This is a genomic window from Nocardia sp. NPDC059236 (genome assembly GCF_042754085.1).
GTDB lineage: Bacteria > Actinomycetota > Actinomycetes > Mycobacteriales > Mycobacteriaceae > Nocardia.
Genome location: NZ_JBHZAF010000003.1, coordinates 628,040 through 649,066, shown reverse-complemented (window position 1 = coordinate 649,066; position 21,027 = coordinate 628,040). Strand labels below are relative to the sequence as shown.

General features: G+C 68.1%; 23 protein-coding genes. 6 read left to right on the top strand and 17 right to left on the bottom strand.

Annotation, left to right across the window (positions count from 1 at the left end; all coding sequences use genetic code 11):
- Nucleotides 1-53 precede the first annotated feature (53 nt).
- Nucleotides 54-1,457: a dihydrolipoyl dehydrogenase gene (gene lpdA, locus ACFXIV_RS12050; RefSeq protein WP_379404211.1), complete on the top strand. Its 1,404-nt coding sequence runs from the start codon at nt 54-56 to the stop codon at nt 1,455-1,457.
- Nucleotides 1,458-1,636: 179 nt separating this feature from the next.
- On the opposite strand, the gene ACFXIV_RS12045 is transcribed toward lpdA, so the two are convergent.
- Both ACFXIV_RS12045 and ACFXIV_RS12040 read right to left on the bottom strand, forming a co-directional pair.
- Complete coding sequence (locus ACFXIV_RS12045; RefSeq protein ID WP_354847149.1) at nt 1,637-2,116, bottom strand: nucleoside deaminase; 480 nt, start codon at nt 2,114-2,116, stop codon at nt 1,637-1,639.
- An 18-nt stretch (nt 2,117-2,134) separates the two neighbouring features.
- On the bottom strand, nt 2,135-2,533 hold the full coding sequence (locus ACFXIV_RS12040; RefSeq protein ID WP_379404210.1) for a winged helix-turn-helix transcriptional regulator: 399 nt from the start codon (nt 2,531-2,533) through the stop codon (nt 2,135-2,137).
- 109 nt (nt 2,534-2,642) lie between these two features.
- Here ACFXIV_RS12040 and ACFXIV_RS12035 point away from each other — a divergent pair, with 109 nt between their 5' ends.
- Nucleotides 2,643-3,494 (top strand): SDR family oxidoreductase, encoded by an 852-nt coding sequence (locus ACFXIV_RS12035; RefSeq protein ID WP_379404209.1) that lies wholly within the window; start codon nt 2,643-2,645, stop codon nt 3,492-3,494.
- Nucleotides 3,495-3,537: 43 nt separating this feature from the next.
- Here the strand turns inward: ACFXIV_RS12035 and ACFXIV_RS12030 are convergent, their stop codons facing one another.
- From ACFXIV_RS12030 to ACFXIV_RS12010, 5 genes are all read right to left on the bottom strand, one after another.
- Entirely contained in the window at nt 3,538-4,029 is a 492-nt protein-coding gene (locus ACFXIV_RS12030; RefSeq protein ID WP_379404208.1) for a transglycosylase SLT domain-containing protein, read from the bottom strand.
- A gap of 134 nt (nt 4,030-4,163) precedes the next feature.
- Nucleotides 4,164-5,384, bottom strand: a complete 1,221-nt coding sequence (locus ACFXIV_RS12025; RefSeq protein WP_379421242.1) for an RNA polymerase sigma factor — start codon at nt 5,382-5,384, stop codon at nt 4,164-4,166.
- A gap of 29 nt (nt 5,385-5,413) precedes the next feature.
- A complete protein-coding gene (locus ACFXIV_RS12020; RefSeq protein WP_379404207.1) occupies nt 5,414-5,770 on the bottom strand; it encodes a YciI family protein in 357 nt (118 codons plus the stop codon).
- A gap of 3 nt (nt 5,771-5,773) precedes the next feature.
- Nucleotides 5,774-6,361 carry a dihydrofolate reductase family protein gene (locus tag ACFXIV_RS12015; RefSeq protein WP_379404206.1) on the bottom strand — a complete coding sequence of 196 codons (588 nt, stop codon included), beginning with the start codon at nt 6,359-6,361 and terminating at the stop codon, nt 5,774-5,776.
- Nucleotides 6,362-6,470: 109 nt separating this feature from the next.
- Nucleotides 6,471-6,848, bottom strand: a complete 378-nt coding sequence (locus ACFXIV_RS12010; RefSeq protein WP_379404205.1) for a VOC family protein — start codon at nt 6,846-6,848, stop codon at nt 6,471-6,473.
- A gap of 124 nt (nt 6,849-6,972) precedes the next feature.
- On the opposite strand from ACFXIV_RS12010, the gene ACFXIV_RS12005 reads away from it, so the two are divergent.
- Together ACFXIV_RS12005 and ACFXIV_RS12000 are read left to right on the top strand one after the other, a co-directional pair.
- Nucleotides 6,973-7,752, top strand: a complete 780-nt coding sequence (locus ACFXIV_RS12005) for a TetR/AcrR family transcriptional regulator (protein ID WP_379404204.1) — start codon at nt 6,973-6,975, stop codon at nt 7,750-7,752.
- Between the two features lie 102 nt (nt 7,753-7,854).
- Nucleotides 7,855-8,526: a GNAT family N-acetyltransferase gene (locus tag ACFXIV_RS12000; protein ID WP_379404203.1), complete on the top strand. Its 672-nt coding sequence runs from the start codon at nt 7,855-7,857 to the stop codon at nt 8,524-8,526.
- 20 nt (nt 8,527-8,546) lie between these two features.
- On the opposite strand, the gene ACFXIV_RS11995 is transcribed toward ACFXIV_RS12000, so the two are convergent.
- From ACFXIV_RS11995 to ramB, 9 genes are all read right to left on the bottom strand, one after another.
- Entirely contained in the window at nt 8,547-9,086 is a 540-nt protein-coding gene (locus ACFXIV_RS11995) for a carboxymuconolactone decarboxylase family protein (RefSeq protein WP_379404202.1), read from the bottom strand.
- A 65-nt stretch (nt 9,087-9,151) separates the two neighbouring features.
- Nucleotides 9,152-9,919 carry a GntR family transcriptional regulator gene (locus ACFXIV_RS11990; protein WP_379404201.1) on the bottom strand — a complete coding sequence of 256 codons (768 nt, stop codon included), beginning with the start codon at nt 9,917-9,919 and terminating at the stop codon, nt 9,152-9,154.
- 11 nt (nt 9,920-9,930) lie between these two features.
- Nucleotides 9,931-10,623, bottom strand: a complete 693-nt coding sequence (gene urtE / locus ACFXIV_RS11985; protein WP_379421241.1) for an urea ABC transporter ATP-binding subunit UrtE — start codon at nt 10,621-10,623, stop codon at nt 9,931-9,933.
- Nucleotides 10,607-11,479: an urea ABC transporter ATP-binding protein UrtD gene (gene urtD / locus ACFXIV_RS11980; protein WP_379404170.1), complete on the bottom strand. Its 873-nt coding sequence runs from the start codon at nt 11,477-11,479 to the stop codon at nt 10,607-10,609. The genes urtE and urtD overlap by 17 nt, the downstream gene beginning before the upstream one ends.
- Nucleotides 11,476-12,630, bottom strand: a complete 1,155-nt coding sequence (urtC, locus tag ACFXIV_RS11975) for an urea ABC transporter permease subunit UrtC (RefSeq protein WP_379404171.1) — start codon at nt 12,628-12,630, stop codon at nt 11,476-11,478. The genes urtD and urtC overlap by 4 nt, the downstream gene beginning before the upstream one ends.
- Nucleotides 12,627-13,511: an urea ABC transporter permease subunit UrtB gene (urtB, locus tag ACFXIV_RS11970; protein WP_379404172.1), complete on the bottom strand. Its 885-nt coding sequence runs from the start codon at nt 13,509-13,511 to the stop codon at nt 12,627-12,629. Before urtB ends, urtC begins: the two co-directional genes overlap by 4 nt.
- 111 nt (nt 13,512-13,622) lie before the next feature.
- Nucleotides 13,623-14,858, bottom strand: coding sequence for an urea ABC transporter substrate-binding protein (gene urtA / locus ACFXIV_RS11965; RefSeq protein ID WP_379404199.1), 1,236 nt, complete (start codon nt 14,856-14,858; stop codon nt 13,623-13,625).
- Nucleotides 14,859-15,188: 330 nt separating this feature from the next.
- Complete coding sequence (locus ACFXIV_RS11960) at nt 15,189-15,878, bottom strand: hypothetical protein (RefSeq protein WP_379404173.1); 690 nt, start codon at nt 15,876-15,878, stop codon at nt 15,189-15,191.
- A 179-nt stretch (nt 15,879-16,057) separates the two neighbouring features.
- On the bottom strand, nt 16,058-17,467 hold the full coding sequence (gene ramB / locus ACFXIV_RS11955; RefSeq protein WP_379404174.1) for an acetate metabolism transcriptional regulator RamB: 1,410 nt from the start codon (nt 17,465-17,467) through the stop codon (nt 16,058-16,060).
- A 106-nt stretch (nt 17,468-17,573) separates the two neighbouring features.
- Here ramB and ACFXIV_RS11950 point away from each other — a divergent pair, with 106 nt between their 5' ends.
- Nucleotides 17,574-19,091, top strand: coding sequence for an ATP-dependent DNA ligase (locus tag ACFXIV_RS11950; protein ID WP_379404175.1), 1,518 nt, complete (start codon nt 17,574-17,576; stop codon nt 19,089-19,091).
- Between the two features lie 396 nt (nt 19,092-19,487).
- Here the strand turns inward: ACFXIV_RS11950 and ACFXIV_RS11945 are convergent, their stop codons facing one another.
- Nucleotides 19,488-19,928: a DUF4254 domain-containing protein gene (locus ACFXIV_RS11945; protein ID WP_354847094.1), complete on the bottom strand. Its 441-nt coding sequence runs from the start codon at nt 19,926-19,928 to the stop codon at nt 19,488-19,490.
- Nucleotides 19,929-20,032: 104 nt separating this feature from the next.
- Between ACFXIV_RS11945 and ACFXIV_RS11940 the strand changes: the two genes are divergently transcribed.
- Nucleotides 20,033-20,977, top strand: coding sequence for a hexose kinase (locus tag ACFXIV_RS11940; protein WP_379404176.1), 945 nt, complete (start codon nt 20,033-20,035; stop codon nt 20,975-20,977).
- The last annotated feature ends 50 nt before the right edge of the window (nt 20,978-21,027 follow it).

The window sequence follows — 21,027 nt, the reverse complement described above, 5'->3', positions numbered from 1 at the left end:
GCGGGCGGGGGATGGCTGAGTGAGGTCCCGGCAACAGGTCTAGTCTCGATGCCGTGACTTCCCACTACGATGTCGTCGTTCTCGGCGCTGGTCCCGGCGGTTATGTCGCCGCGATCCGTGCCGCTCAACTCGGCCTGCGAACAGCGATCGTCGAGCAGAAATACTGGGGTGGCGTGTGCCTGAACGTGGGCTGCATTCCGTCCAAGGCACTGCTGCGCAATGCGGAGCTGGCTCATATCTTCACCAAGGAAGCGAAGACCTTCGGTATCTCGGGTAACGCGACCTTCGACTTCGGCGCGGCGTTCGACCGCAGCCGCAAGGTCGCGGACGGCCGGGTCAAGGGCGTCCACTTCCTGATGAAGAAGAACAAGATCGACGAGTTCGACGGCAAGGGCACCTTCACCGGCCCGAAGTCGCTCTCGGTCGCGCTCACCAAGGGCGGTACCGAGGACATCACGTTCGACAATGTGATCATCGCCGCGGGCACCGAGACCAAGCTGCTGCCGGGCACCTCGCTGTCCGCCAACGTGGTCACCTACGAGGAGCAGATCCTCACCCGTGACCTGCCGGGTTCCATCCTCGTCGTGGGTGCGGGCGCCATCGGCATGGAGTTCGCCTACGTCCTCAAGAACTACGGCGTGGACGTGCGCATCGTCGAATTCCTCGACCGCGCACTGCCGAACGAGGACGCCGACATCTCCAAGGAGATCACCAAGGCGTACAAGAAGCTCGGCATCACCATCACCACCTCTGCGGCCGTGCAGTCCATCGAGGACGACGGCTCCAAGGTCACCGTGTCGATCAAGGACAACAAGTCCGGCGCGATCGAGACCGTCACCGTGGACAAGGTGCTGCAGGCCGTCGGCTTCGCGCCGCGCGTGCAGGGCTACGGCCTGGAGAACACCGGCGTGCAGCTCACCGACCGCGGCGCCATCGCGATCGACGAGTACATGCGCACCAACGTCCCCGGCATCTACGCCATCGGTGACGTCACCGCCCTGCTGCAGCTCGCGCACGTCGCCGAGGCGCAGGGTGTGGTCGCGGCCGAGACCATCGCGGGCGCGGAGACCATGTCGCTGGGCGACTACCGGATGATGCCGCGCGCCACCTTCTGCCAGCCGCAGGTCGCCTCCTTCGGCCTCACCGAGCAGCAGGCCCGCGACGAGGGCTACGACGTGAAGGTCGCGACCTTCCCGTTCACCGCCAACGGCAAGGCGCACGGCCTCGGCGACGCGCAGGGCTTCGTCAAGCTCATCTCCGACGCCAAGTACGGCGAGCTCATCGGCGGCCACCTCATCGGCCCCGATGTCTCCGAACTGCTGCCGGAACTGACCCTGGCCCAGAAGTGGGATCTCACGGTCAACGAACTGGCCCGCAACGTCCACACCCACCCGACCCTGTCGGAAGCCCTCCAGGAAGCGATCCACGGCCTCGCCGGCCACATGATCAACTTCTAGCTCTCGAAGACTCTCGGGGGCTTCGCCCCTGAAACCCCAAGGGATTTCGGGGGCCGGCCCCCGAACCCCCGAAGGGGAGGCGAGTCCCGCCAATCTCAGGGTTCCGTCGCCGAAATCCTGAAGCGGCCCGGTGCCGGCGATTTCCGCTGGCACCGGGCCGCTTTCGTTTGTTCGAGCGCTCAGTCCGCCAAGTGCAGGCGGCGGTGGAGGGCGTAGACGCGGTCGGTCAGTTCCGGGAAGGGGCCGGAGACCGGGATGCCCGGGGCCACCTCCTGGATGGCGAGGGGGCGGATGGGGCCCGCGGGAACGCCGAACTCGTTGAGCCACTCCGTGAGCTGGGCGGTGGAGGCGGCATAGACGATGCGGCCCAGGCCGACCCAGGCGTGCGCGGCCGAGCACATGGCGCAGTGTTCGCCGGAGGTGTAGACCGTGGCCGTCGCCCGGTCCTCGGGGGTGAGGTGCTCGGCGGCCCAGCGGGCCAGCTCGAATTCGGGGTGGCGGGTGGCATCGCCGCCGGAGACCCGGTTGCGGTCCTCGGCGAGCACGGTGCCGTCCGCGCCGACCAGCAATGACCCGAACGGCTCGTCGCCCGCGTCCAGGGCTTCGGCGGCCAGCTCCACGCAGCGTTCGAGATACTGCAGATCGGTATCGGCGGACATGCGGCTCCGTTCTTCGGTTTAGGTGCGGTGGTAGGCGGTCTGGGCCGCTTCGATCTTCGCGATATTGGACTCGAGGATCTCGATGAGGCCGACGAGCTGGTCGGCCACCTGCGCGCCGAGGTCGGTGAGGGTGTACTCGACGACCGGCGGGATGGATTGCTGGACTTCGCGATTGACCATGCCGTCGCGTTCCAGGGTCTGCAGGGTCTGGGAGAGCATGCGTTCGGAGATGCCGTCCACGCGGCGGCGCAGCGCCGAGAACCGGTAGGGGCTCTCGCGCAGGGCGGCCAGGGCGAGCACGCCCCAGCGACTGGCGACGTCTTGCAGGACCGGGCGCGAGGAGCAGTTGCGGGCGAAGACGTCGGCTTCCAGGGTGGGGTCGTCCGGGTAGGACCGGTCGGGAGGCCGGGCGTTCATGAGATCGAGGTTACCTGTGTTTCGGGTAGCGGTTCAGGAATAGCATGTGCTTACTATTAGTTAGTACATGTCAGCAGTGCAGTTCATTCCCTGAAACCTGGAGGTAGTCATGACCGTCGCAGTCACCGGAGCAAGCGGACAGCTGGGTCGCCTGGTCGTCGAGGCGCTGTTGAAGGACGGATCGCAGCCGGTGGTGGCGGTGGTCCGCGATCCCGCCAAGGTGGCCGATCTGGCCGCGCGGGGTGTCGAGGTGCGGGTGGCGAGCTATGACGATCCGGAAGCGCTCGAGCGCGCCTTCCAGGGCGTCGACCGCGTGCTGCTGGTCTCCGGCAACGAGTTCACCAAGCGCGTCGCCCAGCACACCAACGTGCTGCGCGCGGCCGAGCGGGCGGGCGTGAAACTGCTGGCCTACACCAGCATTCCGCAGGCCGGCCGCAATCCGCTGATCCTGGCCCAGGAGCACATCGGCACCGAGGACGCGCTGGCCGGAGCGAGCATCCCGACCGTGCTGCTGCGCAACGGCTGGTACTGGGAGAACTACACCGGCGGCCTGGCACACGCCATCGAGACGGGCGTGCTCTACGGCGCGGCGGGCGAGGGCAAGGTATCCGGTGCGGCCCGCGCCGATTACGCCGAGGCCGCCGCTCGCGTCCTCACCACCGACGGTCACGAGGGCAAGGTCTACGAGCTCGGCGGCGACGAGACGCTCTCGTATGCCGAACTGGCGCAGGTGATCTCGGAGGTGGCCGGCAAGCCGGTCCGCTACCAGGACCTGCCGCAGGCCGACTACGCCGCGGCGCTGCAGGGCGCGGGTCTGGACGCCGCCTACGCCGCCGCCCTGGCCGATGCCGACGCCGGTATCGCCGACGGCATCCTGGCCGTCGACTCCGGTGATCTGCAGCGGCTGCTGGGCCGCCCGTCGACCCCGGTCGCCGAGGTCTTCCGTGCCGCGCTGAGCTGATCGAGATACGTGTAGGGCCGATCGAGTTCGGGGACCGGCAGGCTCAGTACCAGTTGTGGGCCTGCCAGAAGGCCCAGGCGGCGTTGGGGCTGCCGTAGCGCTCGACCATGTAGCGGTAGGCCCAGCGCAGCTGGGTGAGCGGGTTGAACATCCAGTCCGGGCCCTCGCTGAACATCTTGTGTGCGGGGAGGGCCTGGGCCAGCCCGTAGGCGCCGGAGGTCGGGTTGATGGCGAAGACCTGCCAGTCGCTCTCGTGCGTGATGATCTGATTGAACGACCCCCACTGGTCCCCGGGCACGATGAAACGTGACAGTGTCTGCAAGGCCGGTTTGGAGAACCGCTGGGCTGCGCCGACCAGCTGCAGCAGGGACGCCGGGTCCACCGGCAGGGCGGCCGGGAGCGCGGATTGAGCGATGGGGTCGGCGATTTCGGTGCGCGCGTCGGCGGTGCCGACGGCGACGGTGAGCGGGGCGAGGGCCGCCACGAGCAGTCCGAGGACGGTGGCTCGGAGCGGACGCTTGTCGAGAATGGGCAACGCCTGGTCCTTCCGTGCGGTTCACGAAAAAACAGACCCATCTGGCTTCAGCTAGGAACCGACCGTACGCCCTGCCGTTTCCCGGGAGGGGTGAGCGACACGCGGTGAAATGCCTGATCGCAGTGGATTGCCGGTCAGCGCGCCCGGCCGAGCAGCAACTCCCGCTCGATCTCATTGCCGGTCAGATCGGCCGCGCGCCGAAAAGCGGCCCGCGCCTCCGCATCCCGGCCCAGCCGCGCCAGCAGATCCCCGCGGACCGCGTGCAGCAGGTGATAGTCGTCGAGCGCCCCGGTCTCGGCAATGGCGTCGATCAACTCCAGGCCCGCGCCGGGGCCGTGCACCATGGCCACCGCGACCGCCCGGTTCAACTCCACGATCGGCGACGGAAACCGTTGCGCCAGTATGGCGTACAGTCCGGCGATGCGCCGCCAGTCGGTCTCGGCGGCGGTCGGGGCCACGGCGTGCACGGAGGCGATGGCGGCTTGGAGCGCGTAGCGCCCGGGCGGAAGGTCCCGCATCCGATTCAGCGTGTGCGCGCGGCCCAGCGCGGTCAGGCCGCGTTCGATCGAGAGCCGATTCCACCGGGACCGGTCCTGATCCGGCAGCAGCACCAGCGCGTTGTCCGCGTCACTGCGGGCGGTGGTGCGGGAAGCCTGCAGTTCGAGCAGGGCCGCCAGCCCGTACGCCTCCGGCTCCTCGGGCAGCAGCCCGGTCAGGATGCGCGCCAGACGCAGTGCGTCCTCGCACAATTCGGCCCGGACCCAGCGCTCGCCGGAGGTGGCGGTATAGCCCTCGTTGAAGATCAGGTAGATGACCTCGAGCACGGAGTCCAGGCGCGCGGCCAGCTCGGCGCCCGCGGGCACCTCGTAGGGAATCCGTTTGGCCGCGATGGTGCGCTTGGCGCGCACGATGCGTTGCGCCACGGTCGATTCCGGGACCAGATGGGCCCGCGCGATCTCGGCCGTGGTCAGGCCGCCCACCATGCGCAGGGTGAGCGCCGCCCGCGCCGGGGGCGAGAGCACCGGATGGCAGGCGGTGAAGATCATGCGCAGCAGGTCGTCCGCGATGGCCGGTTCCGGTTCGCCGGGCGGCTGCTCGGCCGTGAGCGTCTCACGGCCGAGCAGCTCCAGCTTCCGCGCGAAGTTCACGTCGCGCCGAATGCGGTCCACCGCACGGTGTTTCGCCGTCAGCATGAGCCAGCCGCCCGGATTCGGCGGGACGCCGTCGCGAGGCCACTGTTCCAGCGCCGCCACATGGGCGTCCTGCGCGAGCTCCTCGGCAGTCGCGATATCGCCGACCAGGCGGGTCAGGCCCGCCACCAGGCGCGGCCATTCGATGCGCCAGGCCGCCTCCACGGCCCGGCGCGCCCGCTCCTGCTGCGGATTCAGTTCTGGCCGTCCAGCTGTCGTATCTCGATCTCGATGTCCCAGTCCGGCCCGTGCACCCGCAGGAACCGGGACGCCCACTCGGCCGCCTCCTCCTGCGAACGGGTCTGCAGCACCAGGTATCCGCCGATGATCTCCTTGGATTCGGTGTACGGCCCGTCCATGACGGTCTGCACGCCGCCGGTCTGCCGGATCCGGGTGCCCTCCTCGACCGGGCGCAGGCCCGCGGTGTCGAGCAGCACGCCCGCCTTGGTCATCTCCTCGATGATCTCGTTGACCTTGGCGATCAGGTCGTCGCCGGGCCCTTCCCCGGGCATCTGGGCGGGGTCCAGGCGAATCAGTGCCAGGTATCGCATTGCTCAATCCTCTCGCTGGGCGACTGCATAGCGGACATAGAGGGCACCACCGTCGAACGACTTCGATTCCAGCAGGTTCAGATTCAGTTCGGTCTTGTCCCGGAACATAGGGGTGCCGGAGCCGATTGTCACCGGATGGATGACGATGCGGTACTCGTCGATGAGCCCGGCGTCGGCGAACCAGTGCACCAGGGTGGGGCTGCCGTAGATGACCAGCGCGCCGCCGTTCTCCGCCTTCAGCTCCGCGATGCGCGCCGCCCCGTCACCGTCGATGATCCGGGTGTTCCGCCAGCCGGCCGACTCGAGCGTGGTCGAGAAGACGATCTTGTCGATATTCGTGACCCATTCGGCGTGTTCGAGATCGTGTGCCGTGGCCTCCGGGTTGTCCGGAACGCTCGACCAGTGATCGCGCATGCCCTCGAAGGTCTTGCGGCCGTAGATCGTGGTACCGATATCGGCCCGGATGTGCTCGTCGTGGAAGGCGGCGAGGTCCGGGCTGTAGGCGCCGAATGTCCATTCCAGTCCCAGCTCGGTGTGTGAGGCCGCGAAGCCGTCGAGGGTCATGTGCTCGAAAGCCACCACTTTTCGCATCGGATTCCTCTCGTCGAAGTGCCGGGCCGCCGTTCGACCCTCGACTACTCCTCGAACGGGCCCGGCCGGAATCGACACGTTCGACGGCGGAACTTTCAGCGGTTTCCGGTCAGACCCACTGGACCAGTTGGATGACGATCCCATTCGGGTCGAGGGCCTGGAAGTAGCGCTCGCCCCACGGCTCGGTCTCGATGGGGGTCACGATCGGCACGCCTTCGCGTTGGACGCGGGCGTATTCGGCGTCGATGTCGTCGACGACGAACACCACCAGCAGGCCCTGGCCCGCGCTGCCCGCGATGCGGTCCGGCTTGAAGCTGCCGAGGCCGGTGCGCAGATAGATGACGTCGAATCCGGCGTCGGGCCGGGTCACGTTGACGAAGCCGTCGGCCGACATCTTCTCGGCGAAACCGAAGTGGTCGATGAGGAACGTCGCCGAGGCGATCGGGTCGGGCACGTTCAGGGAGATCGCGGATGCGGTGATGGTCATGGGGCCTCCTCGGGTGGTGCCGATCAACTCTGTACTAAGTACGCTGTACTTTGTACAGACATTCCCGACGGCATGCAAAGTGGCGACTGTCACATCGATACGATCGGCGACGGAGGTGACGCGAATGGCCGGACGAAGCGGGGAACGCAGCAGCGCGGGCGACCCGGTGCGCACGCTGGAACTGCTGTGGCGCGAGCCCGGCTCCGGTGGTTCGGCGCGCGGGCCCAAACAGCGCACCACCCTCGACGCCGTCATCGCGGCCGCTCTGGAGATCGCCGACGGCGCGGGGCTGGGGGCGCTCACCATGCGGTCGGTGGCGGCCAAGCTGGGCATCACGCCCATGGCCACCTACACCTACGTGCCGGGCAAGGCCGAACTGCTCGACCTCATGCTCGACACCGTCTATCAGCGCATGCCGCGTCACGATCTCACCGGAATGTCCTGGCGGGAACGGGTTTCCGCGATCGCCGCCGAGAATCGCGCCCTGCTGGCCGAGCATCCCTGGGTGGCCCATCTGCCGACCACGCGGCCGCCGCTGGGTCCCGGCGTGGCCGCGAAATATGACCACGAGCTGCGCGCCTTCGACGGGCTCGGCCTCGGCGACCTGGAGATGGACGCCGCCCTCACCTATGTGCTGGGCTTCGTGACCTCGACCGCGCAGCTGGCCATCGACAGCGCCCGGGCCGCGACCGAGAGCGGGCACTCCGATCGCGAGTGGTGGGAGCGGGCGGCCCCGCTGCTGGCGCGGGTCTTCGACGCCGACCGCTATCCCCTGGCGGCCCGGATCGGCGCGGTCGCGGGGCAGGCCCACGACAGCGCCTACGGTGCGGACCACGCCTATGAGTTCGGGCTGGCCCGGGTCCTGGACGGATTGGCCGCGCTCATCGAAAACCGCAGGCCCTGAGCGCGGCCGGTCGGTTCGGACGACACGCGCGAGAGAGACCGATCGGGACGATGGTCTCAATTTCGCCGCGCGGACCGGGCGATCGCGGGCAGAATTCCCCCCATGCCGCGATCAACCCCGGCAATCGTCGCCGCCGAAACCTTCAGTCGGGTAGCGCAGCCGGTGCTCCCGATGGGAGACGGGCTGGTGCTGCGGCCGTGGCTGCGCCGGGACGGGCCCGAGGTGTACGTGGCCTTCCAGGATCCGGCCATTCGGCGCTGGCACGTGCGCACCGCGGACACCGTGGAGGAGGCCGGGGAGTGGGTGGACTCCTGGGCGCGCTCGTGGAGCGGTGGCACCGCGGCCAATTGGGCTGTCGCCGATGGCCGCAGCGGCCGGCTGATGGGCCGGGCCTCGCTGCATCACATGGAACTCGGGCACGGCGAGGCCGAGCTGGCGTACTGGGTGGTCCCGGCGGCGCGCGGCCGCGGCATCGCCCCGCGCGCGGTGGAGGCGCTGGTCGGCTGGGCCTTCGAGGTAGCCGGATTCCACCGCCTGGAATTACGGCATTCCGTGCATAACGCCCAATCCTGCCGGGTGGCACACAAATCCGGCTTCGTGCTCGAGGGCATCAATCGCAGTGCGGGCCTGCACGACGACGGCTGGCACGACATGCACCTGCACGCCCGCATCCAGCCCGCCCGCCCCGCCGAACCTGCCTACGCGCATCGCATCCCGCACGCCGAGACCGTTCCCGAAGCCGCCACCCAGCCGGTCTACCGCCTGCGCCGCTGACGCACGGCCGGATCGCGCGGCTAGTGGTCGGTTTGGATGCGGAGGGCGGTGATGGTGCTGGCCAGGCCCTCGTACTGGTTGGTGAGCAGGACGATTTCGATGAGGCGGCGCTCGTCGTAGTGGTCGGCGAGGGATTGCCAGGTGGCGTCGTCGAGGTCTCGGGTGGTGACCAGCTGGTCCACGGCGGTGAGTAGCGCGCGCTCCTTGGCGGACCACCCGGCGGCGGCCGGGCCTTCGCGGAGACGGTCCAGGATTTCGGCGGTGACGCCCGCGCGGCGGCCCAGCCGGATGTGATGGTCGGTCTCGTACTCGCATTGGCGCAGGTGCGCGACGCGCAGGATGACCAGTTCGGACTCGTACCGGCGCAGTTTGCCGCCCGGCATGAGGCGGCCGGAGAAGTGCAGCCATCCCCGGAACAGGCCGCCGGTCCGGCCCAGCGTGCTGAACAGATGCGCGTCCTCCGTGCCCGCGGCACGGGAAAGCGCCTGCCAGACAACCCAGTTCACCGGACCGAGCTCCCGCAGGCGACCAGGAGCGATGCGTGGCTTCGTCGACACCATCCCCCCAGTCAACACCCTGTCTGAGCCACTCGCCAGACCGACGGCCCGGCGCGGCGCGGATCGGGTCACTCGCGGACCGCCTGAGCGAGTTTGGTGAGCTCCAGTGCGCGGCGGGCGCGGGTGAGGACGTGGGCTCGGGAGCTGGTGAGGTGGGCCAGCAGGGTGCGCAGGGCGGTGTCCAGATCTCCGGCGAGCAGGTGTTCGGCGATGGCGATGTGGTCCTCGGCCATGGCGGCGATCCGCCCGGGAGTGGGCATGTCCAGGGCCCGCACCGGCCGCACCCGCGCGTGCACCGTCGAGAGCGCCTCGGCCAGTGCGGAATTGCCGGCGGCCAGCAGGAGCGTGGTGTGGAACCGCTCGTCGGCGGCGATGAGCTCGGCCCCGGGCTCCGGCGGGTCCTCGCGTATGTGCCGCCAGAGCTCGAGCTCTCGCTCGACCGCACCCAGATCGTGCGGCGTGACCGCAGGCCGAGCCGCCAGGGCCGGCGGTTCCGGCTGCACGGCGGCGGCCAGCGGTTCCGGGAGTGCCGCCGCGGTGGCCTGCAAGCGTTGGATTCCTCTGGCTTCCAGGACTATTCGGAGTTCGTACAGGTCCCCGAGTTCGTCGACCCGGGGGCGGTACGGGTAGAGGCCGTCGGTGTGGCGTTCCAGCAGGCCGTCGGCGAGGAGCCGGGCCAGCGCCTCGCGGACCGGGGTGCGGGAGACACCGTAGGTCTCGGCGAGGCGTTCCTCGCCGAGTCGTTCGGTGGGTACCAGCATCCCGGCCGCGAGATCGCGCTGCAGGGATCGATAGACCCGCTCGGACAACGGAATACGCCCCCTGCGCGCGTTCACGGAGTGTCCGATCAGATCGCCATGGCCTGGCGTACCGCGGATTCCGCGCTCGCCCCGCCCGCCCCGGAGGAGGTGACGCGGCCCGAGCGCAGGACGTAGAACTGCTGCGCGGCCTGCAGCGCGAAGCCGATGTGCTGTTCGACCAGCAGCACGCTGAGTCCGCCCCGGCCGGTGAGCTCGATGATGGTGCGTTCGATCTCGGCGACCACCGAGGGCTGGATACCCTCGGTCGGCTCGTCGAGGATCAGCAGCGCCGGTTCGGTGATGAGGGCGCGGGCGATGGCCAGCTGCTGGCGCTGGCCGCCGGAGAGCAGTCCGGCCTTGCGGGACAACAGCTCCCGCAGCGCGGGGAACAGGTCCAGCGCTTCGTCGACGAGTGCCTTGCCGCGTTTGCGGCCGTCGGCCGCCACCTGGAGGTTCTCCATTGTGGACAGCTGTGGAAAACTCTGCTGCCCCTGTGGAACATAGGCGAGGCCGCGCTTGACCCGTCGCGACGGCGACATCCTGGTGATGTCCTCGCCGCCGAAGCGGATCCGCCCCGACTTGGCGGGCAGCAGCCCGACCGCCGCACGCAGCAGTGAGGTCTTACCGGCCCCGTTGTGGCCCATGATGGCCGCCACGCCATTGTCCGGAACCGTCAGGGACACACCGTGAATCACCTCGGTCCGGCCGTAGCCGGTATGTAGGTCAACGAGTTCCAGCATCGGCGGCCTCCTTCGCCTCGTCCGATTCCTGCTCCGCGCCCATGGATTCTTCAGCGCTGGTCTCAGCGGGCGGTAGCTCACCGGCCGCGGCGGTGCCGAGGTAGACCTCCTGCACCTTCGGATCGGCCTGCACCTGCTCCACGGTGCCCTCGCTGAGGACGCGGCCGCCCGCGAGCACCGTCACCGAGCTGGCGAACGCGCGCATGAAATCCATATCGTGCTCGACGACGATGACCACCCGTTCACCGCCGATGCGGCGCAGCAGGTTTCCGGTCTCCTCGCGTTCCTCGGCGCTCATGCCCGCCACCGGTTCGTCCAGCAGCAGCACCGAGGCGTTCTGCACCAGCAGCATGCCGATCTCCAGCCACTGTTTCTGACCGTGCGCGAGTACCCCGGCAGGTTTGTCGCGCAGCTCGGCGAGTCCGGTGGTCTCGAGCGCCTCCTCGATGGCGGGCAGCACCGACTTGCGCCGGCGCAGCAGGGTGAGCGCGGAACGTCCCGCGCCCGCCGCGATATCGAGGTTCTGCAGCACGGTGAGCTGTTCGAACACGCTCGCCGTCTGGAAGGTGCGGCCCACCCCGAGCCGGGCGATCTGATGCACCTTGCGGCCGATCAGCTCGGCGCCGGTCTTCTGCGCCGAGCCGGTCGCGGGCACCAGGCCGGTGATGGCGTCGATGAGGGTGGTCTTGCCCGCGCCATTGGGTCCGATGAGGAAGCGCAGATCGCCCTGCAGGACGGTCAGATCCACGTCGGAGACGGCCTTGAAGCCGTCGAAACTCACGGACAGGCCGCGGATTTCGAGGTATTCGCTGTCCATTCCGGCATTGCCGCCGATTTTCGGTTCGGGTGCGGTCATCGTGCTTCCACCTTCTGCTCGGCCTCGACCGCCGCCTCGCTCTCGGGCGCGGCGGCCGGTTCCGGTGCGGCGTCGGGGGCCGTCGCAGGCCGCAGCCGCTCCAGCAACTGCTTGGCCATGGGCCCGAATCCGGCCAGTCCGGCCGGAATGAACCCGACCACCACGATGAACAGCGCACCCTGGAAGTAGGTCCACGCCGACGGGAAGTGCTCGGAGAACGTGGTCTGCGCCCAGGCCACGCCGATCGCGCCCAGCACCGGCCCGAGCAGGGTGGTGCGGCCGCCGATGGCGACGCCGATCAGGAACGCGATGGACGGGACCACACCGATGTCGGCGGGGGAGATGATGCCGACGATCGGGGTGAACAGGGCGCCCGCGATGCCCGCGAAGAACGCGGCCACCACATAGGCGACGATCTTGATATTGGCCGGGTCGTAGCCGAGGAACCGGACCCGTTCCTCCTGATCACGCACGGCGACGAGCAGTTCCCCGTACCGGCTGCGCATGAGCTGGCGTGCGACGGCCACCACGATCAGCAGCGTGCCCGCCGCGATGAAGAACAGCATCCGCCGGTTCACCGGATCATCCAGGCGGAAGCCGAAGAACGAGCGGAAGTCGCTCAATCCGGTGAAGCCGCCGATGGTCTGCTGCCCGGTGAGCAGGATCGCCAGCGCCGCGGCCAGCGCCTGGCTCAGGATGGCGAAGTACGCGCCCTTGACCCGGCGCTTGAACACCCCGAAGCCGAGCACGGCGGCGATGGCTGCGGGCAGCACCGCGATCGCCAGGAGCGCCACCGGCGCGGACTCGAAAGGCCGCCAGTACGAGGGCAATTGGTCCACACCCGCGATGGTCATGAACTCCGGCACATCCTCGTGCGCCTTGGCGGCGTCGGCCATCTGCATGTGCATGGCCATGATGTACGCGCCGATGCCGAAGAACACGCCCTGGCCCAGGGTGAGCATGCCGCCCCGCCCCCAGGCCAGGCCGATGCCGACGGCCACGATGGCGAAGCAGAGGAACTTGGCCAGCAGGCTCAACCGGAAATCGCTGAGCACGGCCGGCGCGAAGCCGAACAGGACGATGGCGGCAATGACGAAGCCGCCCAGGGCTTTCAGGGAAGAGTTGGCACTCAGCCGCTGGATGGTGGTCATGCCAGACTCCTCGTCCGGACGGTGAACAGACCCTGCGGGCGTACCTGCAGGAAGATCACGACCACGATGAAGACGATCACCTTGGCGACGGTCGCGGTGGTCGAGTATTCGACGAACGAATTCAGCAGGCCCATGGCGAAGGCCGCGATCACGGTGCCCTTGATCTGCCCGAGGCCGCCGATGACGACCACCAGGAAGGCGTCCACCAGATACGACTGCCCGATGGTGGGGCTGGTGGAACCGATCAGGGTCAGGGCCACACCGGCCACCGCCGCCAGCCCGGAACCGATGAAGAAGGTGCTCACATCGGTGAGACGCGAAGAGACGCCCGAGGTTTCGGCCAGGCTGCGGTTCTGCACCACGGCCCGGATGCGGCGGCCGAGCGGCGTCGTCTTGAGCGCGGTGGCCAGCGCGATCACCGCCACCACGGCCAGCACCATGATGAAGATGCGGGTCTTGGGCACCACGGTGCCCGCGATGGTGAGGCCGCCGGTCAGCCAGTCCGGCGCGACCACGTTCTTGGCGGGCGCGCCGAAGATGTCCCGCACCGCCTGCTGCAGGACCAAGCCGACACCGAAGGTGACCAGCAGGGTGTCCAGGGGGCGGTCGTACATCCAGCGGATGAGCCCCATCTCCAGGGCCGCGCCCAGCAGGCCGCCGACCAGGAAGCCGACGAACAGCGACACGATCAGCGCCACGCCCGTCGCCGAGATCAGTTGTTCCACAACGTAGGTCGTGTAACACCCGGCCATGATGAATTCACCGTGCGCCATATTGATGACGCCCATCTGACCGAAGGTCAGCGACAGACCCAGCGCGGCGAGCAGCAGGATCGAGCCCAGACTCAGCCCCGTGAAGAGCTGTCCGACAGCCACATCCATGATCAGTACCTCTCGAGCTCTATTGGTGGCGAACGCCGTACGGCTGGTGCGATGCCGCGGTGAGAGTCGCGCGGACACCGCACCAGCCGCCCCTCATCGGCGGCCGCCGAATTACTTCAGGCCCTTGGCCCAGTCGTAGTTCTTCAGGTACGGGTCCGGCTGGATCGGCTTGCCGGAATCCCAGACGGTGTAGATGAGCCCGTCGGGGTGGATCTCGCCGATGCGCGCGGTCTTGGTGATGTGGTGGTTGGAGCCGTCGATGGTGACGGTGCCCTCCGGCGCGTCGTAGCTGACGCCGTCGGCGGCCTGCTGAATGTCGGCCACCGCGAACGACTTCGCCTTCTCCACCGTCGCCTTCCACAGGTAGACCGAGGTGTAGGCGGCCTCCATCGGGTCGGAGGTGGGCTTGTTCGCGCCGTAGGCAGCCTTGTACGCGGCGACGAACGCCTTGTTCTGCGGGGTGTCGACGGTCTGGTAGTAGTTCCAGGCGGTCAGCTGGCCCGCGACGTTCTGCACGCCGACGCCGCCGACCTCTTCCTCGGCAATGGACACCGAGACCACCGGCATGTCAGCGGCTTTCAGGCCCGCGTTGGCGTACTCGCGGAAGAAGGCCACATTGGAGTCGCCGTTGAGGGTGTTGAACACCGCGCCCGCCTTGGCATTGCGGACCTTGTTGACGATGGTGGAGAAATCCGTGGAGCCCAGCGGGGCGTAGTCCTCGCCCTTGATCTCGATGCCATTGGCCTTGGCGTACGCCTTGATCTCGCGATTGGCGGTCTGCGGGAAGACGTAGTCGGAGCCCACCAGGTAGAGGGAGGTGATGCCCTTCTGCTTCAGGTAGTCCAGCGCCGGGATGATCTGCTGATTGGTGGTGGCGCCGGTGTAGAAGATGTTCTTCGAATCCTCCAGGCCCTCGTACTGAACCGGGTAGTACAGCAGCGAATTCAGCGATTCGAACTTGGGCTTCATGGCCTTGCGCGACGCCGAGGTCCAGCCGCCGAACACCGCGGCCACACAGTCGGAGCTGATCAGCTTCTCGGCCTTCTCCGCGAAGGTCTTGGGATCCGAGGCGCCGTCCTCGAGCACCACGTCCAGCTTCTTGCCCAGGACGCCGCCCGCGGCATTGATCTGGTCCACCGCCAGCTTGGTGGCATTGGCGACGGTGACCTCGCTGATGGCCATGGTGCCGGTCAGCGAGTGCAGTGAACCGATCTTGATGGTGTCCTTCGACGTGTCCACGCAGGACTTGGCATTGGAGCCCGACGCGGTGTCGCTGTCGCGTGAACCACAGCCGGCGACCAGGACGGCGGACAGCGCCAGCGCGGTCGGAATGGTGATCGCCTTCATCAGGCGGGCGGCCCTGTCCCGGCGGGGAGAGTCGTGCATGGGCGGATCCTTCACTTCACGGTGTTCGGCGGCACCACGTGCGCCGCTTGCGAATACCGCCGCGTATACAGCGGCTGTATTCGTGGAACGAAAGGTAAACGGGAAGTGTTGCGCCGGAATGACTCTCGATGAATGTCCGATTTCCTACATTGCCGCGGCGTGAATTTCTGCTCACCACATCGTGGTTCGTTCGATGTGCAGGAAACGTTATTGCAGGTCAAGGGATATGAAACGGCCCGAGCCGGGGTCAGCGAAAGCTGACACCGGCTCGGGCTCGACGGTGAGATCGGGTCAGTAGCAGTACTGGTCGTGGGTGTAGTAGTCGGTGTGGCAGTCCTGCTGCCACGTCCAGCCGTCCTGCCGGTCGTCGTTGGTGGTGCCGGCACCCGCCGCGCTACCGGTACCACCACCGATCAACGCACCGATCATGGCCGCGAACGGCAGGGCGATGATGCCGAGCCCCCCGGTGGCCACCGCGATGATGACGCCGACGACGACGCCACCGAGCGCACCACCCAACGCGCCCACGGCACTACCGGTTTCGGTCGCGCGCTGCTTGGGCGAGGTCGGCACCCACCGCCCGATATCCGCTGCACCCGGCTGCGCGACCTCGCCGGCCTCCGGATGCGCAACCAGCTTGGTCCCGTTGTCCTCGATGCTCGGATGCATCGAAACCACCAGATCCGTACCCGCGGTGGTCATCGCCAGCGGCATCCGCGACACAACCACCCCGGAGCCATCCAACACGTCCACCGACGCATCGGTGAGCCGGAAAGTGCCACCGGTCAGCGTCGTCGTAACCGTCTGGTCCGCATCCGACCGAACAATGGAGTAACCCAGATCGTTCTGCCCCTGAGCAGGGTGCTGAATCGACTGCACCGCAGCCGGATCCGGCGTCGGCGCGGCGTAGGACGTACCCCCTGTGATCGCCAGCGCGGCAATGGTGAGACCAGCTGTGGCGATAGCCTTCTCGATTTTCACACGATCATGTTCGTCTGCGATTCAACGCGTGTTTCCCATCCGGATAGGTCATCCAATCGGTCATCAAATGATGTCCAGCGGTCATCGAATGATGCACGGAGCCAATCCCGACGCCTCGCCGGACGAACTGAAAGTGCGGATCCAGAACTTCATCGACGATGGCCAGTCGAAGGACGCGGTCACTGAATGACGTAGGGGGAGATGGAGCTTCGGTGTTCGCTGATGTCGAGTGATTTGCCGAGGGGTGGGAAGGCGCGTTGGGGGCAGTTGGAGCGTTCGCAGACGCGGCAACCGGCGCCGATGGGGGTGGCTTTCGGCTCGTTCAGGTCGAGGCCGTCGGCGTAGACGGTGCGGCCGGCGTGGCGGAGTTCGCAGCCCAGTCCGATGGCGAAGGTTTTGCTGGGTTCGCCGTAGCGGGTGGCGCGGCGTTCGACGGTCCGGGCGATCCAGAGGTATTTGCGGCCGTCGGGCATCTGGGCGATCTGGGTCATGATCTTCGCGGGGTAGGCGAAGGTCTCGTAGACGTTCCAGAGCGGGCAGGTGCCGCCGCTGGAGGAGAAGTGGAAACCGGTGGCGGACTGGCGTTTCGACATATTGCCAGCGCGGTCCACGCGGACGAAGGAGAAGGGGACGCCGCGGAGTTTGGGGCGCTGTAGCGTGGACAGGCGGTGGCAGATGGTCTCGTAGCTCTGGGTGAAGAACGCCGACAGGCGTTCGACGTCGTAGCGGAAGTCCTCGGCCACCTCGTGGAAATGGGTGTAGGGGAGGACCGTGGCAGCGGCGAAATAGTTGGCGAGGCCCAGTTTTGCCAGCACGACCGAATCGTGGCCGCTGAAATTGCCCTCCGCCACCAGCTTTTCGATGAGCTCGCCGCATTCCAGATAGGCCAGCTCGGCGGCCAGCTTGAACACCCGCTGCCCGCCCGAGAGATGCGGCGCGATTTCCAGGCGGCGCTGCTCGGGATCGAAACGGTGCAGCACGCCGTCGCCCAGATCGATACGCTCCACGATCTGCACGCCGTGCGCATCGCTGAGGCGGCGCGGGATCTCGCGCTTGAGATCGCCGCCGTGGAATCGCATGCGATGGGTGAGTTCCTCGGCGGCGGTATCCAATTCGTGAATGTAGTTCTGCCGCTGATAGAAGTAGTCGCGCACTTCCTCGTGCGGTTTGGAGATGGCGCCCGAACCGCTGCCGTCGGCGAAACGGTCCTCGGTGGCGGCGGCCAGCTGTGCGGTCGTATTCCGGTAGCGGCGATGCATGTTCACCATGGCCCGCGCCAGACCCGGGTGCGCGGACACCATTTCGGCGATCTCCTGGGCGTCGGCCTCCACCCCGAGCTCCTGGTCCATCACGACCTCCTGGAGTTCGGCGATGAGCCGGGTGTCGTCCTGGGAGGAGAAGAAGCCGGCGTCGACGCCGAAGACTTCACTGATGCGCAGCAGGACCGGTACGGTGAGCGGACGCACGTCGTGTTCGATCTGATTCAGATAGCTCGCGGAGATCTCGAGCTTCTTGGCCAGCGAGACCTGACTCAAACCGCGCTCGGTACGCAGCTGTCGCAGCCGCGCACCGACGTAAGTCTTGGCCATGCGCCCAAGTTTATTGGTGTCTTCGCATCGTTGCCAACGTGAGAGTTAGCAGAGCTGCTGAGCTGTGTGTCACATCGTTGTCGGTCGCTCGGGTTACCGTCGACGAGTGCTCTTGTCCGATGTGGTTGAGGCGTCACAGGGTGTGCGGGCGACGTCGTCGCGAAAGAACAAGATCAAGATCTTTGCCGACCTGCTGAAGCAGGCGGCGCCGCAAGAGTTGGCGCAGGTCGTGGCCTGGTTGTCCGGCGAGCTGCCGCAGGGGCGGATCGGAACGGGCTGGCGCACGCTGACCACGCTCGCGGTCGAGCCGGCCGTGGTGTCCACGCTGTCCGTGGACGAGGTGGACACTTCTTTCAGCGAGCTGGCCGAGGTCGGGGGCAGCGGGTCGACGGCGCGACGACAGGAACTACTGGCCACCCTGTTCGGGGCCGCGACCCAGGACGAGCACGAATTCCTGCTCCGCCTGCTGACCGGGGAGATGCGGCAGGGCGCGCTGACCGCGATCGTCGCCGAGGCGGTGGCCACCGCCTTCGACGTGCCGATCGAGGCGGTGCGGCGGGCCCACATGCTGTCCGGGCGGCTGCCGGTCACCGCCGTCGCGGCGCGCACCGGCGGCGTCGAGGCCCTGGCCGGGTTCCGGCTCGAGGTCGGGCGGCCGATCCAGCCCATGCTGGCCTCGCCCGGCGCGATCCTCGAGGAGGCGATGGCCGAATTCGAGGGGCGGGTCAGCGTCGAGCACAAGATGGACGGCGCCCGCATCCAGGTGCATCGCGACGGCGACCGGGTGTGGGTGTTCACCCGCACCCTGCGCGACATCACCGCGAGCGTGCCCGAACTGGTCGAGGTGGTGCGGCAGCTGGACTGCACCAGCGTCGTGCTCGACGGAGAAACCTTGGCGCTCAACGACTCCGGCCGCCCACGGCCCTTCCAGGAAACCATGAGCCGCTTCGGCGCCACCACCTCCCAGGAACTGCTGCTGCATCCCTACTTCTTCGACTGCCTCCACCTCGACGGCGCCGACCTGCTGGACGCCCCGCTGCGCACGCGCCGCGAGGCCCTCACCGCGGTGGCCTGTGGCCTGACCATTCCGGCCCTCATCGCCCCCGACCCGGAAGCCGCCGCCGAATACTTCGACGGCGCGCTGGCCGCGGGCCACGAGGGCATCATGATCAAATCCCTGGACGCCCCCTACGCCGCCGGTCGCCGCGGCCGCTCCTGGCAGAAGATCAAACCCACCCACACCCTCGACCTCATCGTGCTCGGCGCGGAATGGGGCTACGGCCGCCGCACCGGCTACCTCTCCAACCTCCACCTGGGAGCCCGCGACCCCGAAGGCGGCGACCCGATCATGGTCGGCAAAACCTTCAAGGGCCTCACCGATGCCCTACTCCATTGGCAGACGGCCGAATTCCCGCGCCACGAACGCAAACGCGACGGCAACACCGTCTACCTCTACCCCGAACTGGTAGTCGAAATCGCCCTCGACGGCGTCCAGACCAGCCCCCGCTACCCCGGCGGCGTAGCCCTCCGCTTCGCCCGGGTAGTCCGCTATCGCCCTGACAAGGAACCTCACCAGGCCGACACCATCGACTCCATCCGCGCCCTGCTACCTGGCACCGAATAGCCCCGGGGGCGTGCCGCTCTCGTCTTCTTACTTTTCTGAGGCGCTGCTGGGCGGATTCCTGGGGGTCCCGGGGGCGGAGCCCCGAAATTGTCCCTGGGGGTTCGGGGGCGAAGCCCCTGAAAGTCTCGAGAGTTGGGCCTACCTCACAGACGATTCACAGCTGGAACAGGGCACGCTCCGAGTTTCGGGCGACATGATTCACGTGTCGACGCTCGACCGGACGGTTGTCAGGTGACGGGACACAGGAACTGCCACCGCATCTCCCACGCGGATTCCCTGTGAGCTCGTGCCGTTCGGGAGACTTCGACGGTGGATTGCGCATGGTCCACCTTGTGGCCGGTGGTGCCCCGCCCCCTCGCCGGGCACCGCCGGCCGCGGTCAAGATTCGTGCCGCGGTCAGGATTCGTAGTCGCGGGTGCCGGTCAGGTTCGGCAGCCGGCGGCGGCCGGCGGCCAGCTCACCCGCCAGATGCTCGTAGGCGATGGCCAGTTCGGTGAGCCGCTGGGCGGCATCGTGCACGGCGTCGTCGGGTGACATGGCCAGGGACAGGTAGGCGAGTGCGGAGAATTGCGCCAGCCGGTCCACCACCGTCCCCACGGTCTCGGTGTGCAGGTGGGCGTCGCGGGCGGCCTTGGGGAGTTCGGCCGCCACCCAGCTGTCGATATCGAGCACCAGCCGCGCCCGGTCGTGGTCGATCCGATCGGTGCCGCCCGCTCTGGTGAGCCGCCGCTCGTGCAGGTCCGCGAGTAAGCCGGCGCAGCGCAGTACCGGATGGTCGTCGGGGGGCAGGCCACGGCAGGCCTGCAGCAGCAGGTGTTTCGGTGGGAGCGGATGCACGGCCGACATCCTGCCCCTCGAATATCTCCGAATGGCAACGACATTCGGTGCCACTTTGCCGTGCAGGGGTTGCATCCGGTGCCGTGACGTGCCGAGATGGTGGGGTGATCCTCACCGTGACCCTGAACCCGGCCTACGACATGACCTACCGGGTGGAGCATTTCGAGCGGGGCCGGGCGCAGCGGGTGCGGTCGGTGGATCAGCGGCTGGGCGGGCGCGGCATCAATGTCACGCGAGTGCTGAACCAGCTCGGCAAATACGCCCGCGCCACCGGCTTCTCGGACCATTCCTTCGCGGCCGCCGCGGAACTCGAGATGCCCGTGGACTTCGTGCACGCGCTGCCGTGGGTCCGCCGCACGGTGGTGATCAGCGAATCCGATGACGGCACCGCCACCGCGCTGTGGGAGCCCGGCCCGCGGGTCACCGAACCGCACGCGGTGGATCAGCTGCGGGTGCGGGTGGCGGGCCTGCTCTCGGATATGAGCGGTCTGGTCATCTCGGGTTCGCTGCCCGGCGGGGTGAGTCCGGGCCTGCCCGCCGAGCTGGCGCGCACCGCCATCGCCCGGGGCGTGCCCACGATCTGCGACTTCGACGGCCAGCCGCTGGAATTGGCCGCGCGCGTGCCCGGCGTAGTGCTCACCCCCAATGTCGAGGAGCTGGAACGCCTCACCGGCCGCCCGGCGGGCACCATTCCGGAGATCCTCGCGGCCGTCGATCCGCTCATCGCCGACGGCGTGGGCACGGTGGTGGTGACCCGGGGCGGCGCGGGCATGGTGGCGGTCACCCCGACCCGGGCCTGGACGGCGGCACTGCCGAAACCGCTGGCGGGCAACCCCACCGGGGCGGGCGACGCGGCGGTGGCGGCCATCATCGCCGCGCTGGCCGCCGGCACCACACCGGACTGGCCGGAGCTGCTCGCCGACGCGGTCGCCACTTCCGCTGCCGCCGTGGTCATTCCGGTCGCGGGGGAGATCGACCGGGTGCTGCGGGATCGGCTGCTGCCCACCGTGCGGGTGCGGGAACTCGAATCCGTCGCCGTCCGGCCGTGACACTCCGGGGACACGCCGTATGTGAGGTAGCTGTGAACTGAACCGCGCGG

Coding starts and splice junctions, on each gene's coding strand:
- ACFXIV_RS12045 (WP_354847149.1), bottom strand. CDS start 2,116: ATGTCCGCCGATACCGATCTGCAGTATCTCGAACGCTGCGTGGAGCTG.
- ACFXIV_RS12040 (WP_379404210.1), bottom strand. CDS start 2,533: ATGAACGCCCGGCCTCCCGACCGGTCCTACCCGGACGACCCCACCCTG.
- ACFXIV_RS12035 (WP_379404209.1), top strand. CDS start 2,643: ATGACCGTCGCAGTCACCGGAGCAAGCGGACAGCTGGGTCGCCTGGTC.
- ACFXIV_RS12020 (WP_379404207.1), bottom strand. CDS start 5,770: ATGCGATACCTGGCACTGATTCGCCTGGACCCCGCCCAGATGCCCGGG.
- ACFXIV_RS12015 (WP_379404206.1), bottom strand. CDS start 6,361: ATGCGAAAAGTGGTGGCTTTCGAGCACATGACCCTCGACGGCTTCGCG.
- ACFXIV_RS12010 (WP_379404205.1), bottom strand. CDS start 6,848: ATGACCATCACCGCATCCGCGATCTCCCTGAACGTGCCCGACCCGATC.
- ACFXIV_RS12005 (WP_379404204.1), top strand. CDS start 6,973: ATGGCCGGACGAAGCGGGGAACGCAGCAGCGCGGGCGACCCGGTGCGC.
- ACFXIV_RS12000 (WP_379404203.1), top strand. CDS start 7,855: ATGCCGCGATCAACCCCGGCAATCGTCGCCGCCGAAACCTTCAGTCGG.
- ACFXIV_RS11995 (WP_379404202.1), bottom strand. CDS start 9,086: ATGGTGTCGACGAAGCCACGCATCGCTCCTGGTCGCCTGCGGGAGCTC.
- urtE (WP_379421241.1), bottom strand. CDS start 10,623: ATGCTGGAACTCGTTGACCTACATACCGGCTACGGCCGGACCGAGGTG.
- urtD (WP_379404170.1), bottom strand. CDS start 11,479: ATGACCGCACCCGAACCGAAAATCGGCGGCAATGCCGGAATGGACAGC.
- urtC (WP_379404171.1), bottom strand. CDS start 12,630: ATGACCACCATCCAGCGGCTGAGTGCCAACTCTTCCCTGAAAGCCCTG.
- urtB (WP_379404172.1), bottom strand. CDS start 13,511: ATGGATGTGGCTGTCGGACAGCTCTTCACGGGGCTGAGTCTGGGCTCG.
- urtA (WP_379404199.1), bottom strand. CDS start 14,858: ATGAAGGCGATCACCATTCCGACCGCGCTGGCGCTGTCCGCCGTCCTG.
- ramB (WP_379404174.1), bottom strand. CDS start 17,467: ATGGCCAAGACTTACGTCGGTGCGCGGCTGCGACAGCTGCGTACCGAG.